This window comes from Mesorhizobium captivum (assembly GCF_033977165.1).
GTDB lineage: Bacteria > Pseudomonadota > Alphaproteobacteria > Rhizobiales > Rhizobiaceae > Mesorhizobium > Mesorhizobium captivum.
Window position 1 is genome coordinate 58857 of sequence record NZ_JAVIJB010000006.1, and the last position, 22028, is coordinate 80884.

Here is a 22028-nt window from a genome sequence, read left to right on the forward strand (position 1 = left end):
TGATAAGATTGATCAACAAGCTGTCACTTTAAGTTCGGAATGTGGAGCGCATGCAGGTTCTGTCGGTCACGCCCGAAATCTTCCCGCTGATCAAGACCGGCGGGCTTGCCGACGTGACCGGCGCGCTGCCGATCGCGCTCGCCGGCAACGGCGTGGCGATGCGCACGCTTATTCCCGGCTATCCGGTGGTGAAGGAGGCTTTCAAGAAAAAGAAGGCCGTCTACCAGTATCCGCTGCTGCAGGGTGGCAAGGCTTCTGTCCACGCCGTAAAGGTCGGCGAGCTCGATCTCTTCGTGCTCGACGCGCCGCATCTCTTCGACCGCCAGGGCGGGCCTTACGGTACTGCCTCCGGCTCCGACTGGCCGGACAACTGGCGGCGCTTCGCGGCGCTCAGCCAGGTCGGCGGCGACATCGCCGGCGGCGCGATCTCCGGCTACCAGCCCGACATCGTGCATGCCCATGACTGGCAGTCGGCAATGACGCTCGCCTACATGCGCTACGGCAAGGCGGTCGGCGTGCCGTCGCTGATCACCGTGCACAACCTTGCCTTCCAAGGCCAGTTCGGCGCCGGCATCTTTGGCGAGCTCGGCCTGCCGAGCGTGGCGATGCAGCTCGACGGCGTCGAATATTATGGGGGCGTCGGTTTTCTCAAGGCCGGCCTGCAGGCCGCCTGGGCGATCACCACGGTGAGCCCGACCTATGCGCAGGAGATCCGCTCGCCGGAATTCGGCATGGGCCTCGACGGCCTGATCAACATGCGCGCCACCGACCTCCACGGCATCGTCAACGGCATCGACGTCGACATCTGGAACCCGGCGACCGACAAGCATATGGTGGCCAACTATTCTGCCGAGACGCTGGAGGCGCGGGGCCTTAATCGCAAGGCCGTCGAGGATCGCTTCAATTTAGAGAATGACGACAGCCCGATCGTCTGCGTCGTCAGCCGGCTGACCTGGCAGAAGGGCATGGACATTCTGGCCGCGGTCGTCGACGGCATCGTTCAGCGCGGCGCGCGGCTGGCGATCCTCGGCTCCGGCGATGCCGGCCTCGAAGGCTCGCTGCTTGCCGCCGCCGCGCGGCATCGCGGCCGCGTCGGCGTCGTCATCGGCTATGACGAAGCGCTTTCCCACATCATGCAGGGCGGCTGCGACGCCATCGTCATCCCCTCGCGCTTCGAGCCCTGCGGCCTGACCCAGCTCTACGGCCTGCGCTATGGTTGCGTGCCGGTCGTCGCCCGCACCGGCGGCCTCGCCGACACCATCATCGACGCCAACGAGGCGGCCCTTTCGGCGGGCGTCGCCACCGGCTTCCAGTTTGCGCCGAACAATGGCGGCGCGCTGCTGCATGCCATTCGCCGGCTGGTCGAGGCTCATGCCAGGCCCGCGACCTGGGCCTCGATCCAGCGCCAGGGCATGAAGGCCGATGTCTCCTGGGACAAGAGCGCCGAGAAATACGTCGAACTCTATCGCTTGCTGCTTTCGAAAAGGGCTGCCTGAGGCATGATCAAAACCGTCCCCACCAAACCCTATACCGACCAGAAGCCCGGCACGTCCGGCCTGCGCAAGAAAGTGCCCGTCTTCCAGCAGGAGCACTATGCGGAAAATTTCATCCAGTCGATCTTCGATGCGCTGGAAGGTTTTGAAGGCAAGACGCTGGTGATCGGCGGCGACGGCCGCTTCTACAATCGCGAGGTCATCCAGAAGGCCATCGCCATGGCCGCCGCCAACGGCTTCGGCAAGGTGATGGTAGGCCAAGGCGGCATTCTGTCCACGCCCGCCGCCTCCAACATCATCCGCAAATACAAGACTTTCGGCGGCATCATCCTGTCGGCCAGCCACAATCCGGGCGGCCCGCACGAGGATTTCGGCATCAAGTACAATGCCGGCAATGGCGGCCCGGCGCCGGAGAAGATCACCGACGCGATCTTCGAGAAGACCAAGACGATATCGAGCTTCAAGATCGCCGATATCGGTGCGATCGACATCGACACGATCGGCACCGTCAAGGCCGGCGGCATAACGGTGGAGATCATCGATCCGGTCAAGGACTATGCCGAGTTGATGGAAAGCCTGTTCGACTTCGACGCCATCCGCGCCAACTTCAAATATGGCTTCCGCATGCGCTTCGACGCCATGCATGCGGTGACCGGTCCCTATGCCAAGGAGATCCTTGAGCGCCGGCTCGGCGCGCCGAACGGCACCTGCCGCAACTTCAAGCCGCTGCCGGATTTCGGCGGCCATCATCCCGATCCGAATCTGGTGCATGCAAAACATCTCTATGACGAGATGATGGGCCCTGACGCGCCGGACTTCGGCGCCGCCTCCGACGGCGACGGCGACCGCAATTTGATCATCGGCAAGGGCATTTTCGTCACGCCTTCGGATTCTGTGGCGATGCTTGCCGCCAATGCGCATTTGGCGCCTGGTTACAAGGAAGGCCTAAAGGGCATCGCCCGGTCGATGCCGACCAGCGGTGCCGCCGACCGCGTCGCCGAGAAACTCGGCATCGGCATCTACGAGACGCCGACCGGCTGGAAGTTCTTCGGCAACCTGCTCGACGCCGGCATGGCGACGATCTGCGGCGAGGAAAGCGCCGGCACCGGCTCCAACCACGTGCGCGAGAAGGACGGGCTGTGGGCCGTGCTTCTGTGGCTCAACATCCTCGCCGTCCGCGGCGAGAGCTGCATGGACATCGTCACCAAGCACTGGGAAACCTATGGCCGCAACTATTACTCGCGCCACGACTATGAGGAGGTCGAGACCGACCGCGCCAACGCGCTGGTCGACGAGTTGCGCGCCAAACTCGGATCGCTGCCCGGCACCACCCTGCGCGGCATGAAGATCGCCAGCGCCGACGACTTCGCCTACCACGATCCGGTCGACGGTTCGGTGAGCAAGAACCAGGGCATCCGGATACTGTTCGAGGGCGGCTCGCGCGTCGTCTTCCGGCTCTCCGGCACCGGCACTTCCGGAGCCACGTTGCGCGTCTACATCGAGCGCTACGAGCCGGACAAGGCGAGGCACGATCTCGACACACAGGAAGCGCTCGCCGATCTGATCGCCGCCGCCGACGACATCGCCGGCATCAAGAGCCACACCGGCCGCAACAAGCCGAGCGTGATTACTTGAGGGTGGTAGCGGCCTTACCCTCCCCCTTGTGGGGAGGGTCGATCCGCGCAGCGGATCGGGGTGGGGGTGCTCGTAAAGCGCTTTGCTGGCGCCGACCCCCACCCCGCTCACTTCGTTCGCGACCCTCCCCACAAGGGGGAGGGTGGAGGCCGCGTCCTTGACCCAGCTCGGCGCAACCGTCACCCCCGAAGGCATCCGCTTTGCCGTCTGGTCGTCGTCGGCGAGACGCTTGTGGGTCTCGATCTTCGACGGCAACGGCGCACGCGAACTCGACCGGTTGGAACTGAAACCGGAAGGCGAAGACGTGCATGCCCTCTTCGTCTCCGGTCTTGCCGACGGCACGCGCTACGGTTTTCGCGCCGACGGCGACTACGCGCCGGAGCGCGGCCTCTGGTTCGATCCGGACAAGCTCCTCACCGACCCCTACGCGGTCGAGATCGACCGGCCTTACCAATTCCACTGGCGGCTTGCTGCCAAACGCAACGAAGGCGCTGACACTGCCCCGTCGATGCCGAAGGCGATAGCGCGTCCGCTGCCTAAACCCCTGGCAGTCAAACCGCTGCTGTTCCAGCCCGGCGGCCTCATCTACGAGCTCAACGTTGGCTCCTTCACCAAACTGCATCCGGACATCCCGGAGGCACAGCGCGGTACCATCGCGGCACTCGCCCATCCTGCAGTCATCGAGCACCTGAAGCGTCTCGGCGTCTCCGCCGTCGAGCTGATGCCGATCACCGCCTCGATTGACGAGCGGCATCTACCGCCGCTGGGGCTGAGCAACGCCTGGGGCTACAACCCCGTCACCTTCATGGCGCTCGACCCGCGGCTGGCACCTGGCGGTCTCAAGGAACTGCGCGACACCGTCGCGGCGCTGCGCGAAGCGCGCATCGGCACCATCCTCGACCTCGTCTTCAACCACACCGGCGAAAGCGATCGGCTGGGGCCGACGCTGTCGCTGCGCGGCCTCGATGCGCAGGCCTACTACAGGCACCTGCCGGAGGGCAGGCTGGCCAACGACACCGGCACCGGCAATACGGTCGCTTGCGATCATCCGGTCGTGCGGGAAATGGTGCTCGACACGCTCCGCCATTTCGTCCGTCTCGCCAGTGTCGACGGCTTCCGCTTCGACCTGGCGCCGGTGCTCGGCCGCGTCGACGGCGTGTTCGATCCCGATGCGCCGCTGCTCCAGGCCATCGCCGGCGATCCCGTGCTCGCCGACCGCGTGCTGATCGCTGAGCCGTGGGACATCGGTCCGAATGGCTATCAGCTCGGCAATTTCTGGCAGCCATACCTGGAATGGAACGACCGTTACCGCGACGATGTCAGGCGCTTCTGGCGCGGTGACGCGGGTATGGTCGGCGCTTTGGCCACCCGGCTTGCCGGGTCCTCCGATGTGTTCGGCACGGCAGGGCAGCCGGTGAGCCGCAGCGTCAACTTCGTCGCCGCGCATGATGGCATGACGCTGGCCGATCTCGTCACGTACGAGCGCAAGCACAACACGGCAAATGGCGAGCAGAACCGCGACGGCCACAACGACAATCTGTCGTGGAACAACGGCGTCGAGGGCGAGACGGATGACGCGGAAATCGCCAAGGCCCGCTTCGGCGATCAATGCGCGCTGCTAGCGACGCTCTTTGCCTCGCGCGGCACGATCATGCTGACCGCAGGCGACGAATTCGGCCGCACGCAGCAAGGCAACAACAACGCCTATGCGCAGGACAACGCCATCACCTGGCTCGACTGGGCCGGTCGCGATGAGGCGCTCGAGCGATACACTTCGGCTCTCTCCGCGATGCGCCGTGCCTTTCCGGCGCTGTCGGACACGCATTTCCTGACCGGAAAGCCGTCCAACGCCTCAGCCATTCCGGACGTCGAATGGCTGACGGAGACGGGCGCGCCGCTCGGCGAGGCCGACTGGAACGATCCCGGGCGACATCGCCTCGTCATGATGCTCGGCCATAGCGGAGACGGTCGCCTTGCCGTCATGGTCAATGGCGACCGCCGCCAATGCTTATTCACCTTGCCCGCGCGGGAAGGCTTCGAGTGGCGCCCGGCAACCGCGACGCAGGCGGTCGATCTTGCGCGGCCGCTGCCTGGCCGCAGCGTGACATTTATGATCGAGCGGCGTGCGATGCAGACACGCGCCGGAAAGGCTTCGTGATGGCTGACGGCAATTCGGAATGGTGGCGCGGCTGCGTGATCTACCAGATCTATCCGCGCTCCTTCCAGGACACGACCGGCGACGGCAGCGGCGATCTCAAGGGCATCACCGCGCGTCTCGCTCACGTCGCCTCGCTCGGTGTCGATGCGATTTGGCTGTCCCCCTTCTTCAAGTCGCCGATGGCCGATATGGGCTATGACGTGTCGGACTATCGCGACGTCGATCCGATGTTCGGCCGCATAGAGGATTTCGACGCGCTGGTCGCCGAGGCGCACCGGCTCGGCCTGAAGCTCATCATCGATCAGGTGATCTCGCATTCGTCCGACAAGCACGAATGGTTCATCGAGAGCCGTGCCAGCCGCGACAATGCCAAAGCCGAATGGTATGTCTGGGCCGACGCCAAGCCCGACGGCAGCGCGCCCAACAACTGGCAATCGCTGTTCGGTGGTCCCGCCTGGGAATGGGACGCCACGCGACGGCAGTATTACATGCACAATTTCCTCGCCGCGCAGCCGGACCTAAATTTTCATACGCCGCAGGTGCAGGACACGGTCCTCGACACCGTACGCTTCTGGCTGGAGCGCGGCGTCGACGGTTTTCGGCTGGACACCGTCAACTACTATGTTCACGACCGCTGGCTGCGCGACAACCCGCCCTTGGCCTCAAGCGTCGCCGGCACCAATGAGGCGACCACCACCTATGCCTTCCAGGAGCATCTCTTCGACAAGACGCGTCCCGAAAACCTCGACTTCCTCCGTCGGTTCCGCACGTTGCTCAACGAGTACCCGGACCGCGCCGCGGTCGGCGAGGTGGGCGACGAGGACCGTTCGCTACAGACGCTGGCCGCCTACACATCGGGCGGCGACAAGCTGCAGATGTGCTACACCTTCGATCTGCTCGGTCAGCAATTCTCGGCCGCCCATGTGCGCGCCTGCGTCGAGGCGTTCGAGAATGCCGTTGCCGATGGCTGGGTCTGCTGGGCCTTCTCCAACCACGACGTCATGCGCCATGTCAGCCGCTGGACGCGGCCCGGCGAGAATCCGGATACGGTGGCGAAATTCGCGATCGCGCTGCTTTGCTGCCTGCGCGGCTCGATCTGCCTCTACCAGGGCGAGGAGCTTGGGCTGGAGGAGGCCGAGCTTGCCTATGAGGATCTGCGCGATCCTCTGGGCATCCGCTTCTGGCCGGGCGTGAAGGGCAGGGACGGCTGCCGCACGCCGATGGTCTGGGAGGCCGAGGCCGAGAATGGCGGCTTCTCCACCGCCAGGCCGTGGTTGCCGGTGCCGCAGCCGCATCGCGGCCGTGCAGTGGATATACAGAACCGCGAAGATGGTTCGGTGCTTGCCGCCTATCGCTCGATCCTGGCCTTGCGCAAGCGCCACCCGGCGCTGATCGCCGGCTCGATCCGGTTTCTCGAGGCCGAGGGCGACGTGCTGGCCTTCATCCGCCAGCACGAAGACGAGAAATTGTTATGCGTCTTCAACTTCGCCGGTGAGCCGGCGAACTGGACGCTGCCGGCGGAGATCAGGGATGTCGAGATAACGGCTCTTGCCGTTGACGTCGCCGGCGTTCTTGGCGGTGTTCTCGAAGAGATTGCGCTGGCACTGCCGCCTGTGGGTTGCTTCGTCGGGAGAATTGGCTGACGGTCTGCTATTGGACGAGAACCGAGCGTCCGCAAGTCGCGCCGGTGACCCGCACATCGGCCTCGCCGACATGGACGCCAAGTGTGGCAAGCACGTTGTAGACGAGATCGTCGACTGGCGCGGTCACGCCGTTGAGCAGGCTCGTCACTGCCGGCTTTACCGTGCCGAGCAAGGCGGTCACGTCGAGACCGAGGCCGAGCGCGTTGACGGTCAGCGACAGGTTGTTCATCAGCGACGTGGTGAGCGACTGCGTCAGGTTCTTCGTCGCCACGGTTTTGGCCGCCTTGCTGGCTATATCGGTGGCGCTGAAGGTGAGGCTCGTCGGCGCCATGTTGGTGACCGAAAAGGCCGACGACCCTTTGATCTGCAACAGGTTGAGGTTGATCAGGAGCAGCTTGATGCTGACATCGGCGATCTCGGCGTCGCTGAAGGATTGCGGCTTGGTGAAATCCGCGAAGCCGCTGGCGTTGCTGTTGGCAAGATGCGCGGCGACGACGCCGGGTTGCGCGGCGATGGTAACCTTGATGCTGGATGGGCCGGTCGGGCAGCTTATGTCGGTCAGCTTGGCCTCGGCATAGGCCACCTCGACATTGAGCGGCAGGTTGACGGCAAGCAGCTTGATGCCGCCGCTAAGGTTGGGAGTGCCGACCGTGACGCTGGCATTGAGCTTGATGCGGGTCTGCGCGGTGCGAACCACCGTGCCCAATTCTCCTACGGCCAGCCAGGGCGAAGCTTGCGGCGGCTCGCCAATGGCGATTGAAAGCGTCGTCGACGTCAGCCCCGGTATGGTGGCCCCCAGATCGACCGTGACCTGGTTCGTGCCGTTGGCGAGGGCGGCTGCCGCGGTCAGCATGCTCATGGCGCTTGCGCCGACCGAAAGCCCGGCGGGCTTCTGTCCGAGGCCGAGTTTGCCGACCGAGCCGAGGTCGATGAACTGGCTGAGCGGGATTTTGACCGAGTTGGTGGCGCTTGAAGCCATGGTCTGCAGCGCGAGCTTGGCGGTGCGGTCGAGGCCGGGCACGTTGGCCATGGCGGTGGCGATCTGCCCGACCGTTGCCTTCGAGGCCAGCACGTCCGAATAGGTCACGCCGGTCAGATGCAGTTGCGTCGCCAACGCATCGGTGAAGGAGAGCACGTCGACATCGGCCGGGATCAACGAATTGTAGTCCATCACGCTGAGCGAGATATTGCCGCCGAGAAGTCCGCCGAGCAGGGCGTTGAGAATGCCGCCATTGACACTGGCAAGGCGCGACCCGACCGAGAACGCCGCTTCGGGCTGGGCGCTGGCGGTGGCCGTCGTGCCGATTACCGGCGGCGCCATCACCGAGCCGGCGAAATAAAGCGTTCCCTGCTTCTTCAGCGACACCTGTACGGCATTGTAGGGCAGCTTGCCTGCCTCGAAACGGCTGCCGGCCGCAATCGAACTGACCCCGGAATAGCGCCCGGGCACGACCTGCACGACGGCTTTGCTGGCGGTTGGCGCAACAGTCGTGCCTTCTTGCTGCACGGCGACCGATGTGATTCCGTTGTCCTTCAGCGTCGTCAGCACCGCTTGCTCGGCATTGTTGATGTGGCCGGCGGCGGTGATCGCGGCGAGGTCGACGATCGATTGCGCGGCGCGGCGTTCGTTGTAGAGCGAGCCCTCATCGACCGCGAACGCGGTCAACGCCAGCGCCACCGGCGTGCAGAGCGCGGTCATGACCGCGAAATTGGCGCGCCGGTCGGCAATCAGCCGTCGGGTCGCGCCCATCAGTCCCCCAGCGGAATTGCGCATCATATGCCTCCGACCCGGATCGTCGACTGACGCTGGATCGTGGTGCCCGGCAACGGTAGCGTCCGGAACAGGCTCCAGATCGGCAGGTTGCGCGCATCATAGCTGACCGAGACGACGAACTGGCTGCCGTCGACGGCACTGTCCTTGGCGTCGACCGTCAGCTTCTTCGGGTCGACAAAGGCATAGCCCGAGACGTCGTGGGTGATGAAATCGGTGACCAGCGCCTGGCGCTCGGTCTGGTTGAGGCCGGCAATCGCCGTTCGGGCCGCATCGGCTGCGATCTGCTGGACCGAATGGCTGGCGCCGAAATAGATTCCGTATGCAACCATTCCGAGCAGAAGCAGGATGAAGATCGGCGCCAGCATGGCAAATTCGACCGCTGACGTGCCTGCGGCGTCAGCCCGGAAACGAGACCAAGGAGCAAGGAATTTACGGTTCTTCAGCATGGTCCGGAGAATGCCAAGACCTGCCTGCAAAAACAGAAAACGGCTGGAACAACCGAAAGGTGCACCAAGTTGAACGGCGCGCTAAAGCTTTAGATTTCGCTGTTTTAGCAGGGGCCTGCTCACTCAACGTCAAGCAGTGGGCAGTTGAAATAAGATTTCGCTCTGTCTAGTCTCCCGCCACCAAGCTGCCGGAAGGGACCGGCAGCACGCTCAAAAGGAGCCCGTTGGACGGTTCCGGGGCGTCAACACTCAAGGCGTGGTTGAGGGGCCGCGTCCAAAGGGAGAAACTTCATGCTGAAAAATCTGCTGAAGGCGACCGTGTTCGCCACCACCATGGCCTTGGCGACCGGGGCCTTCTACACGCCGGCCTTCGCCGAGACCGTCTACAACCGCGGAGCCGCCGCCGAGGCGGAGACGGTCGATCCGCACAAGACGTCGACGGTCTACGAAGCCGATATTATACGCGACCTGTTCCAGGGCCTCGTCATGCATGACCAGAAGACGAACCTCATTCCGGGCGCCGCCGAAAGCTGGACGGTGTCCGACGATGGCACCGTCTATACCTTCAAGCTGCGCAAGGACGGTGTCTGGTCGGATGGCAGCCCGGTGACGGCGGACGACTTCGTCTATTCGTTCCATCGGCTGGAAGATCCGGCCACCGCTGCCGAATACGCTTCCATGCTCTATCCGGTGAAAGGCGCTGAGGACTTCAACACCAAGAAAGGCAAGGCCGAGGATATGGGCGTGAAGGCGGTCGACGCCAACACGCTGCAAGTCACGCTGAAGGCTCCGACGCCCTACTTCCTGGAGATGCTGACCCACCAGGCGACCTATCCGGTCAACAAGGCTTCCATAGACAAGCTCGGCGCCGACTGGATCAAGCCGGGCAAGCTGGTCTCCAACGGCGCCTATACGTTGGCGGAGTGGGTTCCCAACGACCACATGAAATTGGTCAAGAACCCGAAGTTCTGGGACGCTGCGAGCGTCAAGCTCGACGTGGTCAACTACATCCCGACCGAGGATCGCTCGTCGGCGATGAAGCGCTTCGAGGCCGGCGAACTCGACAGTTATGGTGACCTGCCGACCGAACAGCTCGCCGATCTCAAAACCAAATTCGGCGACCAGGTCCGTGTCGGGCCATATCTCGGCACCTATTATTATGCGATCAAGACCGACAAGGCGCCGTGGGACAATGTCGAGCTACGCAACGCCATCTCGATGGCGATCGATCGCGACTTCCTCGCCGAGAAGGTCTGGCAGAACTCGATGCTGCCCGGCTATTCGATGGTGCCTCCGGGCATCGAGGGCTACACGCCGGCACTGGCCAAATACGCCGACATGCCGCAGATCGACCGCGAGGACGAGGCCAAGAAAATCCTGGAGAAGCTCGGCTACACGCCCGAGCATCCGCTGAAGATGGAGATCCGCTACAACACCTCGGAGAACCATAAGAACACGGCGGTCGCCATCCAGGAACAGCTGAAGCCGCTCGGCATCGAGGTGACGCTGCTCAACACCGACACCAAGACCCACTATGGCTTCCTCGAGCAGAAGGGCAACTACGACGTCGCCCGCGCCGCCTGGATCGCCGACTACAAGGATCCGGAGACCTTCCTCGGCATCTCGCGCAAGGCAAGCGGCAACAACTACTCGAACTACGACAGCCCGGCCTATGAGGCCGCGATGGACAAGGCGGCCGCCGCCGGCGGCAAGCCTGAGGAGCGCATGAAGGACCTCGCCGAGGCCGAGCGCGTCCTCGTCGACGACGTCGGCCAGATCCCGCTTCTCTACTATAGCTACCACGACATCGTTTCCTCGAAGCTGCATGGCTTCGACGACAATGTGATGGACATCCATCCGTCCCGCTTCATCTCCAAGGACTGACAAGAAACCTTGGCCGTGCCGCCGCTCCTCTTTTTGGGGGCGGCGGCCGCGGTCTGTCGTCGTACCGGGCCGAAAGTCGGATTGGATTTTCATTCACCCCGGTGCGAAGATCAGAGATGCCAGCGCGCCACGGTCTCGTCTGGAGAGCTGTCGCCCTGGCTGAAGCGGGGCACCGATGCTGCGTTATGTCTTCCGGCGGCTATTGACCGCCATCCCGACGCTATTCGTCATCGTGACGGTGGCGTTCTTCCTGATCCGGGTCGCGCCAGGCGGCCCGTTCAATCAGGAGCGGGGCTTGAGCCCCGAGATCAGGGCCAATCTCGAAGCCCAGTTCGGCCTCAACGATCCGCTCTGGCTGCAATATGTCCACTATCTCGGCAATCTTTTGCGCGGCAATTTCGGCCCGAGCTACAATCTGCCGGATTTCACCGTTACCGAACTCTTCGCCAAGGGCCTGCCGATTTCGGTGCAGATCGGCACATCGGCATTGGTGCTGGCGCTGATTCTGGGCTCTATCTTGGGCACCATCGCGGCGCTCAATCAGAACAAAATCGCAGACTATTCGGTGATCGCTTTAGCCACCGCCGGCAGCACCATCCCGACCTTCGTCATCGCGCCGGTGATCCAGCTCGTCTTCGGGCTGTCTTGGAAGCTTTTGCCGATCGGCGGCTGGGGCGATGGCGCTTTCATCAACAAGGTCGGGCCGGTGCTGACGCTGGCCCTGCCGCAGATCGCCATTGTCGCGCGCCTGATGCGCGGCTCGATGATCGAAAGCCTGCGCTCGCATCATATCCGCACCGCCCGAGCGCTCGGCCTGTCCGACTGGTCGGTGGTGGTGAAACACGCGCTGCGCGGCGCCGTCCTGCCGATCGTCTCCTTCACCGGCCCGGCGGCGGCGGCGCTGTTGACCGGCTCGATCATCGTCGAGACCATCTTCTCGATCCCCGGTGTCGGCCGCTATTTCGTCGATGCGGCCCTCAACCGCGACTACACGCTGGTCATGGGAACCGTGGTGGTGATCGCGCTCTTCACCATCGTCTTCAACCTGATCGTCGATCTCCTTTACGCGGTCGTCGACCCGAGGGTGCGCTATGACTGACCTCGCCGTCGCCGTCCCGGAGCCGATCGTCGGCCGCTCGCTTTGGGGCAATGCCTGGGCGCGGCTGAAGCGCAACCGCGCCGCCATGTTCAGCCTCTATTATCTGGCATTCATTGCCGTCACCAGCGTATTCGGCCCGATGGTCGTGCCGCATGAATACACGGCCATCTACGGCGACTATGTGCGCACGCCGCCGAGCCTCTCGGCATACCCCAGGCCCGACATGATCCAGACAGCGCTGACCGACGCCATCAAGCGCATGCGCGTCGACATCAAGGAATGGCATCAGGACGGCAGCCGCGTGATCGTGACTGTCACGTCCAAGAAGCCGATCGACGACCGCTACATCCGCTATCTCGATCGTTCCGACGCCTTCGACGACACCAGGATCGAGAGCAAGTCGCCCGACGGGCTCGAAGTGACGATGAGTTCCGCCATCAAGCAGCAATATTTCCTCTTCGGCACCGACAACACCGGACGCGACCTCTTGTCCCGCACGCTGATGGCCGGGCGTATTTCTTTGGCCATCGGCCTGCTTGCCGGCGTCGTCGCCGGCGTCATCGGCGTGATCTATGGCGCGACCGCCGGCTTTGCCGGCGGCAGGGTCGATGAGGTGATGATGCGCATCGTCGACGTGCTCTATTCGCTGCCCTTCATCTTCTTCGTCATCATGCTGGTGGTGTTCTTCGGCCGCAACTTCGTGCTGATGTTCCTGGCGGTCGGCGCTGTGCTGTGGCTCGACATGGCACGCATCGTGCGCGGCCAGGCGCTGTCGATCCGCAGGCAGGAATATGTCCAGGCGGCGGAAGCGATGGGTGTCGGCCATCGCGGCATTCTCGTGCGCCACGTCATCCCCAACCTGCTCGGGCCGGTGGTCATCTACATGACGCTGCTGGTGCCGCAGGTGATCATCCTGGAGAGCTTTCTTTCCTTCCTCGGCCTTGGCGTGCAGGAGCCGATGACCAGCTGGGGCGTGCTGATCTCGGTCGGCGCCAAGAACATCGGCTATGCCAACTGGCTGCTGTTGTTCCCGGCCTTCTTCCTCGTCTCGACGCTGTTCGCGCTGAACTTCGTCGGCGACGGCCTGCGCGACGCGCTCGACCCGAAGGACCGCTGAGATGACCGCTTCCGAAACGATCCTCAGCGTCAGGGACCTGCGCGTCCGCTTCCAGACCCTCGACGGCACGGTCGAGGCGGTGAAGGGCATCAATATCAAGGTCAATGCCGGCGAAACGGTCGCCGTCGTCGGCGAATCCGGGTCCGGCAAGAGCCAGACGATGATGGCCGCGATGAGCCTGCTCTCCTCCAATGGCGAGGCCACCGGCCAGGTCGACTATCGCGGCCGCAATCTCCTGGAGATGACCAAGAGCGAGCTCAACAAGGTCAGAGGCCGCAAGATCAGCATGATCTTCCAGGAGCCGATGACCTCGCTCGATCCGCTCTACACCATCGGCAACCAGCTGATCGAGCCGATCCGCCGTCATCGCGGCCTGAATGCCCACGCGGCGCGCGAAGAGGCGCTGAAGCTCTTGCGCCTGGTGCACATCCCCGATCCCGAACGGCGGATGAAATCCTATCCGCACGAAATGTCGGGTGGCCAGCGCCAGCGCGTCATGATCGCCATGGCACTGGCCAACGATCCCGATATCCTGATCGCCGACGAGCCGACGACGGCGCTCGACGTCACCATCCAGGCGCAGATCCTGATGCTGCTTGCCGAACTGCAGCGCAAGCTCGGCATGGCGATCGTCTTCATCACCCACGATCTCGGCATCGTGCGGCGCTTCGCCGATCGCGTCTATGTCATGCGCCAGGGTGAGGTCGTGGAGGAGGGCAACGCCGAGGCGCTCTTCGCCAACCCGCAGCACGCCTATACCAAGATGCTGCTTGCGGCCGAGCCGACCGGTATCAAGGCGGCGCCGCCCGCCAATGCGCCCGTGCTGCTCGAAGGCCGCAATGTCGAAGTGGTCTTCAGGATCGGCGGCGGCTTCCTTGGCGGCGAGCCGCTGATGCTGCGCGCCGTCGACAAGATCTCGATCCGGCTGAAGCGCAACCAGACCATCGGCATCGTCGGCGAGTCGGGCTCCGGCAAGTCGACGCTTGGCCGCGCGCTGCTGAGGCTCTTGCCCAGCGACGGTGTGATCCGCTTCGGCGACCGAGACATCTCCGAAGCGGACCGCCAGGCGATGCGGCCGCTCAGACGCGAATTGCAGCTCGTCTTCCAGGATCCGTTCGGCTCGCTGTCGCCGCGCATGACCGTCGGCCAGGTCATCACCGAAGGACTTTTGGTGCACGAACCGTCGCTGACCGGCAAGCAGCGCGACCATCGCGCCGTCGAGGCGCTGCGCGAGGTCGGCCTCGACCCCAATGCGCGCAACCGCTACCCGCATGAATTCTCCGGTGGCCAGCGCCAGCGCATCGCTATTGCCCGCGCCATGATCCTGAAGCCGAAGGTGGTGGTGCTCGACGAACCGACTTCGGCACTTGACCGCTCCGTGCAGAAGCAGATCGTCGAGCTGTTGCGCAAGCTGCAGGCCGACCATGGGCTCTCCTACCTCTTCATCAGCCACGATCTCGCGGTGGTGCGCGCCATGGCCGACTACATCATCGTCATGAAGCAGGGAAAGATCGTCGAGGAAGGGCCGACAGAGGAGATCTTCGACAATCCGCGCGAATCTTACACGCAGACGCTGATGAACGCCGCGATCGATACGACACGGTTCAGGATGAGCGCTTGAGGGTGGCCGCTGTTCGCGGCGCGCAACTCATTGCGACGACGGGCAACGGCGTTTTCGCGCCGCGACAATGGCCTGCTGCTGTTGCTGCAGCCGCTCGATCCTGGCCGTATCTCGATTGGCCACCACTGTCTTGACGCGCTCGCCGCCGAGCAGCCAGCTCGGCACACTGGTGTTGGCGACCTTGCCGCGGCTGATGGCGGTCCGTGAAATATCGGTGGCGGTATCGCCAAGCGCGCTGTTGAGCTCGGCGCAGCTCATCTCGTCGTACTTCGCCGGGCTGATCGATGCCACGGTCGACGAGCAGCCGGCCACGAAAAGCAGGATCGCGATTGCCGGCAAAATGGCCGTCGGCGTGAACTTCATTCTCTTACGTCGCCGCTCCGATGGTCTCCGCTCCGTCGAACGAGGGCAGGGCTCCATTAGGTCAAAATAAGAGCGCGCTGTCGAGCACTATGGGCGGCGGCTGCCGTTCAAGATCGCCATTCGGCGCTCAAAGGTTAATGCGGGATGCAGGGAGCACAAGCACCCAAGTGCTTGTTTTTTCTGGTCGGAGTGGCAGGATTTGAACCTGCGACCCCATCGTCCCGAACGATGTGCGCTACCAGACTGCGCTACACTCCGTGACCAGACCGCGGGCTTATAGCCGCCACTTTCCGATCCTGCAAGCGGCAATGGCTGCACTTGTGTCGCATTTCGTCTGCTTTCACCGCGAGTCCCGGATGGATGAGATTTTTCTCCCGGAAAAACAGGGGCCGAAATAGGGGAAGCGGACTGGCGGCGAGGAGATCGCCGGGGACCGCCTCCCGATTTTTCATAGACCCATGATGTTTATCGGAATTCAGGCGGCCGAGGATGTCCGGCCAAGGACGCTCCAGTCGAACGCTTTCGCCCAGTCGGCAAAACTGTGCCAGCGCACCTCCGGAAAATCCTTGTGCATGGCGGCGATATCGGCGTCATAGCCGGTCCGATCGAACCATTCGAACATCAGCGCCGCATCCTCGCTCTGCTGGCGGGCGACAGCGATCGGGATTTCCTGATAGCGGATCGGACGACCGATGGCTTCCGACAGAATTTTCGCCTGCTCTTCGCCGGTCAACTCGTCGCCGGCGAAATCGAAGCGCCTGCTGAACACGCTCTCGCGCCGCTCGACCAAGGCGGCGACGAAGGCGCCGATATCCGTAAGCGCAACCAGTTGCAGGGGCCGTTTGGCCGGCAGCGCGAAGGCATGGGTGCCTTGGGCGAGCGCGCCGACCGACCATGGCGCGACGGCATTCTCCATAAAGGCGACCGGCGCGCTGATCGTAAACGGAACGCCGAGCCCGGAGACATGCTGCTCGACCAGATACTTGCTTTCGAAATGCGGAATGCCAGTCTTCTTGTCGGCGTCGGCAACGGACGAATAGATGAGATGCCCGACGCCGGCCGCCTTTGCCGCGTCGGCGGCAATGATCCCCTGACGGGTTTCCTCCTCGAAGCCGGCTTCATAGCTGTTGCCCATCAGGAACATGGTGTCGACATCCTTTGCGGCCTTCACGACGGAGGCTGCGTCAGCGAGGTCGCCGGCCACGACATCGGCGCCCGCCGACGCCAGTTGCCGCGCGCCATCGCTGTCCGGCTTGCGGGTCAATGCCTTGACGCGATGTCCCTTCGACAACAGGGCACGCGCTACAGCGCCGCCTTGCTGGCCGGTGGCGCCGGTCACCAGGATGCTTCGTTTGCTGGTCATTGTGTCTGCTCCTTGTTGTTTTGCTGGAGCAAACTTAGGGTCTGTCGCATTGATGCATAATTGCCTATAATTGGAAAAGTTTGTCCCAATGCTAGCTACAATGTTCGACCTCAACGATATCGTCGTGTTTGCTCGTGTCGTCGAGGCCGGCAGTTTCACCGCCGCCGCGCGCCTGCTCGCCATGCCCAAGACGACGGTCAGCCGCCGCGTCGCCGCTCTCGAGCGCGAAGTGGGGGTACGCCTTCTGCAACGTACGACCCGCAGCCTCAACATGACCGACGCTGGCCGCCTCTATTACGAGCAGAGCAGCCAGGCGTTGCGGGTGATCGAGCAGGCAAATCTGCGCCTTGCCGAGGCGAGGGCGGAGCCATCGGGCACCATCCGCATTTCGGCACCTGTCGGCTTCGGCTCCTATTTCCTCAACCGTATCGTGGTCGACTTTCTCGACATGTATCCGAAGACCAAGGTCGAGCTCCGCCTGACCGATGACAGGCTCAATCTGGTCGAGGACGGGATCGACCTCGCTTTCCGCACCGGCGTCCTTGAGGATTCGACGCTGATCGCCCGCAAGCTCGGCTCCACGCACAGGCTGCTTTGCGCCAGCCCGGACTATCTCGAGCGCCACGGCATGCCGGCAGAACCCGCGGATCTCGCTCGCCATGCCTGCGTCATCGCCGGCGCCTCGGCCGCCGGCGCCCACTGGGTGCTGGAGGGGCCGCGCGGCCAGGAAACGGTCGCGGTGGCCGGACGCTTCGCTGCCAACGAGATGCAGGCGGTCGTTTCAGCGACACTTGCCGGCTTCGGCATCGCCCAATTGCCCCAGGCGATAGCCGAGGGGCTGATCAATGAAGGAAAGTTGCGGCGCGTTCTTGGGGAGCACACGACGCCGGCCGGTGGCCTTCACGTCGTCTATCCAAGCAGCCGGCACCTTTCACCCTTGGTCAAGACCTTCATCGAGCTGGCATCCGCGCGGATTTCGAATCGGGTAAACACCGCATAGGCATATATGCTGCCCAAACCGACCAACTTCCGAGCGAGACCCAAATGAGCCAGCGCATTGTCAGTTTCGTCATGAGCGGCGGCGTCGGCTCGCGGCTCTGGCCGCTGTCGCGCGAGGACAATCCCAAACAGTTCCACGATTTTTCCGGCGACGGCTCGATGCTGGCCAAGACCTTGCGCCGGCTGGCATCCAGGCCGGAAGGTGAGACGCCGATCTTCCTGATCGCTTCCGAGCGCCATGCCGAACGCGTTCATGCCGATCTTGCCGGCCTCGATCTCGCTGGCGGCGGCCCGCTGTTCGAGCCGACGGGCCGCAACACAGCCGCGGCCGTGGCGCTGGCCAGCCTGCGCACGCTCTCCGAATATGGCGACGAACTGGTGCTCGTGGTGCCCTCCGACCACGAGATCTCCACCGCGCGCCAGTTCTGGCAGAGCATCGAGGCGGGCGCTGCCGCGGCCAGCGCCGGCCGGCTGGTGGTGTTTGGCATCAAGCCGACGCAGCCCGAGACCGGCTATGGCTATATCGAGGTCGCGGCCGAGCGGGACGGTGTGTTCGACGTCTCGCGCTTTGTCGAGAAGCCCGATCCCGCCACGGCGCAGACCTATTTCGACGCCGGCAGTTTCTACTGGAACACCGGCATCTTCCTGTTTCGCGCCGGCGCCATGCGCGATGCCTTCGCCGCCTTCGAGCCGGAGATCTGGCAAGCGGCGGAAGCCGCCTATCACGCGGCGACCAGCGACCTTTCCGGCCTCTATATGCCGCTGGAGCTTTACGCGGCCATCCCCTCGACCTCGATCGACTACGCCATCATGGAGCGCGCCAGGGACATCGTCATGGTGCCTGCCGGCTTCCGCTGGAACGACCTCGGCTCCTGGCAGTCGCTGCTCGATGTCGGCCCGTCCGACAGGCAAGGCAACGTCATCCTCGGCGATGTCGTCGCCATCGATTGCGAGAACTCTTATATCCGCGGTGACGGCCGTCTGCTTTCGGCGATCGGCATGAAGGATGTGGCGATCGTCTCCACCGCCGACGCCACTTTCGTCGCGCCGGTCAGCCACAGCCAGCACGTCAAGAAGATCGTCGAGCAGCTGGAGAAATCCGGCCGCCTGGAAACCAGGTTCACGCCGGCGCCCGACCGGGTGATCGAGAGCGGCGCCTGGCGGCGGCGGGTGCATCATTGGCTGTTCGACGAGACGCTGCCGCTGTGGTCGACATCAGGCGTCGACGAGCGCCATGGCGGCTTTCACGAGGCGCTGGGCTTCGACGCCTCGCCGCTGATGAAGCCCAAGCGCATGCGCACGCAGGCCCGCCAGGTCTATGCCTTCGCGGTCGCCAAGGAGCGTGGCTGGACCGGCCCGGCCGACCGGCTGATCGCGCACGGCATCGACTTCATGGCCGGCAAGGGCCGCACGGAAACGGGCGGCTGGGTGCGCACGCTCAATGTCGATGGCTCCGTCGCCGATCCTGTGGAGGACGCCTACGATCATTCCTGCGTGCTGCTGGCGCTGGCGCATGCCCACATGTCCGGCCATCCCGATGCTTTGCGGCTAGGGGAGGAGACCTTTGCGTTCCTCGACGCTCATCTCGAGGACAGCCGCATGACCGGTTTCCTCGAGACGTCGGACGGCGCCGGCGAGCGCCGCTCCAATCCCCACATGCATCTGCTCGAGGCGTTCCTCGCCTGGCACCAGGCGACCGGGGAGCGCGCCTATCTGCGCCGCGCTTCGCGCATCATTGACCTGTTCCGCAGCCATTTCTTCGATGCCGACAGCTGGACGCTGGGCGAATATTTCGACGACGGCTGGAAGCCCGTGGCGGGTGACAAGGGCACCTGGACCGAGCCGGGCCACCACTTCGAGTGGGCCTCGCTGGTTGTCGATTTCGCCGCTCGCAGCGGCCAGACCGAGCTCACCGCCTTCGCTCGCAAGCTCTATGCCTCGGCGGTCGCCAACGGCCTCAATCGCGCCACCGGCCTTTCCTACGGCGCGGTCTCGCGCCAAGGCCTGCCGCTCGACACGGTCTCGCGCAGCTGGCCGCAGGCGGAAGCGGTGAAGGCGGCGATCGCGCTCGACGGTTCGGGCGGGCCCGACCTCAAGCCCGAGATCGAGGCGCGCGTCGGCCGCCTCTTCCGCTGGCACATCGATCCGGCGCCGCTTGGCCTGTGGATTGACCGCATCGACGAGCGCGGCCGCTCGCTGGCGACCGATGTGCCGGCCAGCATCTTCTACCATCTGGTCTATGCCCTGACGCAGTATTTGGATGGGACGGCGGAGAAGGGGTGAGGTCGACGCCTGCGCGCTAAGCGTCGTCGTCCGCCTCGAAAATCGCATCGATATCGCGAGCGCCGTGTACGACTCGTTCAATTCGCACATCGTCACCTCCGGCCACGTAGAAGATTACATAATGCTGGAACGGGACAGACCGTAGGTCCGGTGACAAGGAATATCGGGGCGCACCGCCACGTGGCGCGTTGGCGATGCGGTCGCACCGCGCTCTGAGTGCCGCCACAAAGCGTCGGGCAGCCGCTGGATTTTCGCTATGGATGTAGTCGCCGATTTCCTCGACATCTCTGGCGGCGGCGGGCGAGAACGTGACAGCCATTACTTGTCGCTTTTATCGCGGTACTTCGCCTCCAGCCGGTCAAGAACCTCCGACGCTGGGATGCCAGGGCCGCTTTCCTTCCCTTTGCGGATATCCTCACGCAAGGCGGCAAGCTTCGCCTGCCGCTGCTCCTCGCGTTCCTCAAGCAGACGCAAGCTGTCACGTACGACTTCGCTGGCGCTCGCGTAGCGGCCACTTTCAACAAGCTCGCGTACCAGTGCCTCGTAACGGGAGCCGATATTGTAGCTGGCAGGCATGGCAATCACCCTTTGGATATTATCCATTCTTATCAATTTATGATAAGATGGCCAAGCCCGGTTGCCAAGTCAGTAAGGCGCCGCCACGTCTCCCGTCTCGACATAGACCGCCTTCAGCTGCGAATAGTGCGCCAGCGCCGCCAGCGAATTCTCGCGCCCGATGCCGGACTGCTTGACGCCGCCGAAGGGCATTTCCACTGGCGTCAGATTGTAGGCGTTGATCCAGCAGGTGCCGGCCTGCAGTTCGGCGATCACCCGGTGGGCGCGCGGCAGGTCGCGTGTGAACACGCCTGCGGCCAGGCCGAATTCTGTATCGTTGGCGCGCTCGATCACCTCGTCCTCGCTGTCGAATTTCAAGACGCTCATCACCGGCCCGAAGATTTCCTCGCGGGCAATGCGCATGGTGTCGGTGACGCCAGTGAACACGGTCGGCTCGATGAAGAAGCCGCCTTCGAAACCCTGCAGCGACGGCACGTTGCCGCCGCAGGCGAGCGTCGCGCCCTCCTGTTTGCCGGCCGCGATGTAGGAAACGACCTTGTCCTGCTGCGCCTTGTTGACCAGCGGGCCCATCTGCGTTTCCGGATCGAGCGGATCGCCGATGCGGATTTTCTTCGTCCGCTCGACCAGCCGCTCGACGAAGCGGTCATGCAGGCCCTTCTGCACGAAGACGCGCGTGCCGTTGGAGCAGATCTGGCCGGTCGAATAGAAATTGCCGAGCATGGCGCCGCCGATGGCGTTCTCGAGGTCGGCGTCGTCGAAGACGATCAGCGGCGACTTGCCGCCGAGTTCCATCGTCGCGTGCTTCATCTTCGAGCCGGCGAGCGACAATACCTTGCGGCCGGTCGGCACCGAGCCGGTCACGGAAACTTTGGCCACGACATCGTGGCCGACAAGGCCGGCGCCGACGTCGCCGTAACCCTGCACGACGTTGAACAGCCCGTCGGGCAGGCCCGCCTCGCTATAGATCTCGGCCAGCGCCAGCGCCGAAAGCGGCGTGTTCTCCGAAGGTTTGAACACCATGGCATTGCCCATGGCTAAAGCCGGCGCCGATTTCCAGCCGGCGATCTGGATCGGATAGTTCCAGGCGCCGATGCCGACGCACACACCGAGCGGCTCGCGCCTTGTGTAGGCAAACGGTCCGCCGAGATCGATCATCTCGCCGTTGAGGGCGGCAATCGCGCCGGCGAAAAATTCAAGGCAATCGGCGGCCGATGGGGCATCCGCCACCAGCGTCTCCTGGATCGCCTTGCCGGTATCGAGCGTCTCGATGCGGGCGAGGTCGGCATTGCGCGCGCGAAGAATATCGGCGGCGCGGCGCAGGATGCGGCCGCGCTCGATCGGCTTCAGCCGCGCCCAGGCGAGCTGCGCCGCGCGTGCGGCCTCGATCGCCAACTCAAGCACGTTCGGCGTCGCCGAATGCAGCGTGGCGATGGTCTCGCCGGTTCCCGGATAGATCACTGGCAAGGGCGCGCCGCCTTCGTCCTCGATGTAGCGGCCGTTGACATAATGCGATGCCGTTGGCTGGGCGCGCATGGCGGTTCTCCAGTTCTCTTCGAGGGCGGAGCGATCCGCCC

Annotated in this window: 16 protein-coding genes, 1 tRNA gene and 1 pseudogene; 10 read left to right on the forward strand and 8 right to left on the reverse strand. The window is 64.0% G+C overall.

Annotated features, from left to right (window positions below; genetic code table 11):
- Positions 1–50: 50 nt before the first annotated feature.
- The 4 genes from glgA (at position 51) to bglA (ending at position 6929) form a co-directional block, all read left to right on the forward strand.
- Positions 51–1496 (forward strand): glycogen synthase GlgA, encoded by a 1446-nt coding sequence (gene glgA / locus RFM40_RS07625; RefSeq protein ID WP_320225589.1) that lies wholly within the window; start codon positions 51–53, stop codon positions 1494–1496.
- A gap of 3 nt (positions 1497–1499) precedes the next feature.
- Positions 1500–3128 (forward strand): alpha-D-glucose phosphate-specific phosphoglucomutase, encoded by a 1629-nt coding sequence (locus RFM40_RS07630; protein ID WP_320225588.1) that lies wholly within the window; start codon positions 1500–1502, stop codon positions 3126–3128.
- 157 nt (positions 3129–3285) lie between these two features.
- A complete protein-coding gene (gene glgX / locus RFM40_RS07635) occupies positions 3286–5286 on the forward strand; it encodes a glycogen debranching protein GlgX (RefSeq protein ID WP_320225587.1) in 2001 nt (666 codons plus the stop codon).
- Positions 5286–6929 carry a beta-galactosidase BglA gene (bglA, locus tag RFM40_RS07640; RefSeq protein WP_320225586.1) on the forward strand — a complete coding sequence of 548 codons (1644 nt, stop codon included), beginning with the start codon at positions 5286–5288 and terminating at the stop codon, positions 6927–6929. Before glgX ends, bglA begins: the two co-directional genes overlap by 1 nt.
- A gap of 7 nt (positions 6930–6936) precedes the next feature.
- On the opposite strand, the gene RFM40_RS07645 is transcribed toward bglA, so the two are convergent.
- Positions 6937–8706 (reverse strand): pilus assembly protein TadG-related protein, encoded by a 1770-nt coding sequence (locus tag RFM40_RS07645; RefSeq protein ID WP_320225585.1) that lies wholly within the window; start codon positions 8704–8706, stop codon positions 6937–6939.
- Positions 8703–9068 carry a TadE/TadG family type IV pilus assembly protein gene (locus RFM40_RS07650; protein ID WP_245460048.1) on the reverse strand — a complete coding sequence of 122 codons (366 nt, stop codon included), beginning with the start codon at positions 9066–9068 and terminating at the stop codon, positions 8703–8705. The genes RFM40_RS07645 and RFM40_RS07650 overlap by 4 nt, the downstream gene beginning before the upstream one ends.
- Before the next feature lie 567 nt (positions 9069–9635).
- Here RFM40_RS07650 and RFM40_RS07655 point away from each other — a divergent pair.
- The 4 genes and pseudogenes from RFM40_RS07655 to RFM40_RS07670 all read left to right on the forward strand — a co-directional run.
- A pseudogene (locus tag RFM40_RS07655) lies at positions 9636–10781 on the forward strand (peptide ABC transporter substrate-binding protein); the annotation flags it as partial.
- 427 nt (positions 10782–11208) lie between these two features.
- Positions 11209–12132, forward strand: coding sequence for an ABC transporter permease subunit (locus RFM40_RS07660; protein WP_320225583.1), 924 nt, complete (start codon positions 11209–11211; stop codon positions 12130–12132).
- Complete coding sequence (locus RFM40_RS07665; protein ID WP_320225582.1) at positions 12125–13249, forward strand: ABC transporter permease; 1125 nt, start codon at positions 12125–12127, stop codon at positions 13247–13249. The genes RFM40_RS07660 and RFM40_RS07665 overlap by 8 nt, the downstream gene beginning before the upstream one ends.
- 1 nt (position 13250) lies before the next feature.
- Positions 13251–14870: an ABC transporter ATP-binding protein gene (locus RFM40_RS07670; protein ID WP_320225581.1), complete on the forward strand. Its 1620-nt coding sequence runs from the start codon at positions 13251–13253 to the stop codon at positions 14868–14870.
- 27 nt (positions 14871–14897) lie between these two features.
- Here the strand turns inward: RFM40_RS07670 and RFM40_RS07675 are convergent, their stop codons facing one another.
- From RFM40_RS07675 to RFM40_RS07685, 3 genes are all read right to left on the reverse strand, one after another.
- On the reverse strand, positions 14898–15233 hold the full coding sequence (locus tag RFM40_RS07675) for a hypothetical protein (protein ID WP_320225580.1): 336 nt from the start codon (positions 15231–15233) through the stop codon (positions 14898–14900).
- Between the two features lie 181 nt (positions 15234–15414).
- Positions 15415–15491, reverse strand: a tRNA-Pro gene (locus RFM40_RS07680).
- Between the two features lie 217 nt (positions 15492–15708).
- Entirely contained in the window at positions 15709–16596 is an 888-nt protein-coding gene (locus tag RFM40_RS07685; RefSeq protein WP_320225579.1) for an NmrA/HSCARG family protein, read from the reverse strand.
- A gap of 100 nt (positions 16597–16696) precedes the next feature.
- Between RFM40_RS07685 and RFM40_RS07690 the strand changes: the two genes are divergently transcribed.
- Both RFM40_RS07690 and RFM40_RS07695 read left to right on the forward strand, forming a co-directional pair.
- The gene (locus RFM40_RS07690; RefSeq protein WP_320225681.1) at positions 16697–17596 is read left to right on the forward strand and encodes a LysR family transcriptional regulator; all 900 of its coding nucleotides are present in this window, start codon (positions 16697–16699) and stop codon (positions 17594–17596) included.
- A 44-nt stretch (positions 17597–17640) separates the two neighbouring features.
- A complete protein-coding gene (locus RFM40_RS07695) occupies positions 17641–19878 on the forward strand; it encodes an AGE family epimerase/isomerase (RefSeq protein ID WP_320277355.1) in 2238 nt (745 codons plus the stop codon).
- Positions 19879–19894: 16 nt separating this feature from the next.
- Here RFM40_RS07695 and RFM40_RS07700 read toward each other — a convergent pair whose 3' ends face one another.
- From RFM40_RS07700 to betB, 3 genes are all read right to left on the reverse strand, one after another.
- Positions 19895–20197 carry a type II toxin-antitoxin system RelE/ParE family toxin gene (locus RFM40_RS07700; RefSeq protein WP_320225577.1) on the reverse strand — a complete coding sequence of 101 codons (303 nt, stop codon included), beginning with the start codon at positions 20195–20197 and terminating at the stop codon, positions 19895–19897.
- On the reverse strand, positions 20197–20454 hold the full coding sequence (locus RFM40_RS07705) for a type II toxin-antitoxin system ParD family antitoxin (protein WP_320225576.1): 258 nt from the start codon (positions 20452–20454) through the stop codon (positions 20197–20199). Before RFM40_RS07705 ends, RFM40_RS07700 begins: the two co-directional genes overlap by 1 nt.
- Positions 20455–20523: 69 nt before the next feature.
- Positions 20524–21987, reverse strand: coding sequence for a betaine-aldehyde dehydrogenase (gene betB, locus RFM40_RS07710; RefSeq protein WP_320225575.1), 1464 nt, complete (start codon positions 21985–21987; stop codon positions 20524–20526).
- Positions 21988–22028 lie beyond the last annotated feature (41 nt).

Bases quoted from the DNA above. Each gene is read 5' to 3' on its own strand.
- glgA (WP_320225589.1), top strand. From the start codon at position 51: ATGCAGGTTCTGTCGGTCACGCCCGAAATCTTCCCGCTGATCAAGACC.
- RFM40_RS07630 (WP_320225588.1), top strand. From the start codon at position 1,500: ATGATCAAAACCGTCCCCACCAAACCCTATACCGACCAGAAGCCCGGC.
- bglA (WP_320225586.1), top strand. From the start codon at position 5,286: ATGGCTGACGGCAATTCGGAATGGTGGCGCGGCTGCGTGATCTACCAG.
- RFM40_RS07645 (WP_320225585.1), bottom strand. From the start codon at position 8,706: ATGATGCGCAATTCCGCTGGGGGACTGATGGGCGCGACCCGACGGCTG.
- RFM40_RS07650 (WP_245460048.1), bottom strand. From the start codon at position 9,068: ATGCTGGCGCCGATCTTCATCCTGCTTCTGCTCGGAATGGTTGCATAC.
- RFM40_RS07660 (WP_320225583.1), top strand. From the start codon at position 11,209: ATGCTGCGTTATGTCTTCCGGCGGCTATTGACCGCCATCCCGACGCTA.
- RFM40_RS07665 (WP_320225582.1), top strand. From the start codon at position 12,125: ATGACTGACCTCGCCGTCGCCGTCCCGGAGCCGATCGTCGGCCGCTCG.
- RFM40_RS07670 (WP_320225581.1), top strand. From the start codon at position 13,251: ATGACCGCTTCCGAAACGATCCTCAGCGTCAGGGACCTGCGCGTCCGC.
- RFM40_RS07675 (WP_320225580.1), bottom strand. From the start codon at position 15,233: ATGAAGTTCACGCCGACGGCCATTTTGCCGGCAATCGCGATCCTGCTT.
- RFM40_RS07685 (WP_320225579.1), bottom strand. From the start codon at position 16,596: ATGACCAGCAAACGAAGCATCCTGGTGACCGGCGCCACCGGCCAGCAA.
- RFM40_RS07690 (WP_320225681.1), top strand. From the start codon at position 16,697: ATGTTCGACCTCAACGATATCGTCGTGTTTGCTCGTGTCGTCGAGGCC.
- RFM40_RS07695 (WP_320277355.1), top strand. From the start codon at position 17,641: ATGAGCCAGCGCATTGTCAGTTTCGTCATGAGCGGCGGCGTCGGCTCG.
- RFM40_RS07700 (WP_320225577.1), bottom strand. From the start codon at position 20,197: ATGGCTGTCACGTTCTCGCCCGCCGCCGCCAGAGATGTCGAGGAAATC.
- RFM40_RS07705 (WP_320225576.1), bottom strand. From the start codon at position 20,454: ATGCCTGCCAGCTACAATATCGGCTCCCGTTACGAGGCACTGGTACGC.
- betB (WP_320225575.1), bottom strand. From the start codon at position 21,987: ATGCGCGCCCAGCCAACGGCATCGCATTATGTCAACGGCCGCTACATC.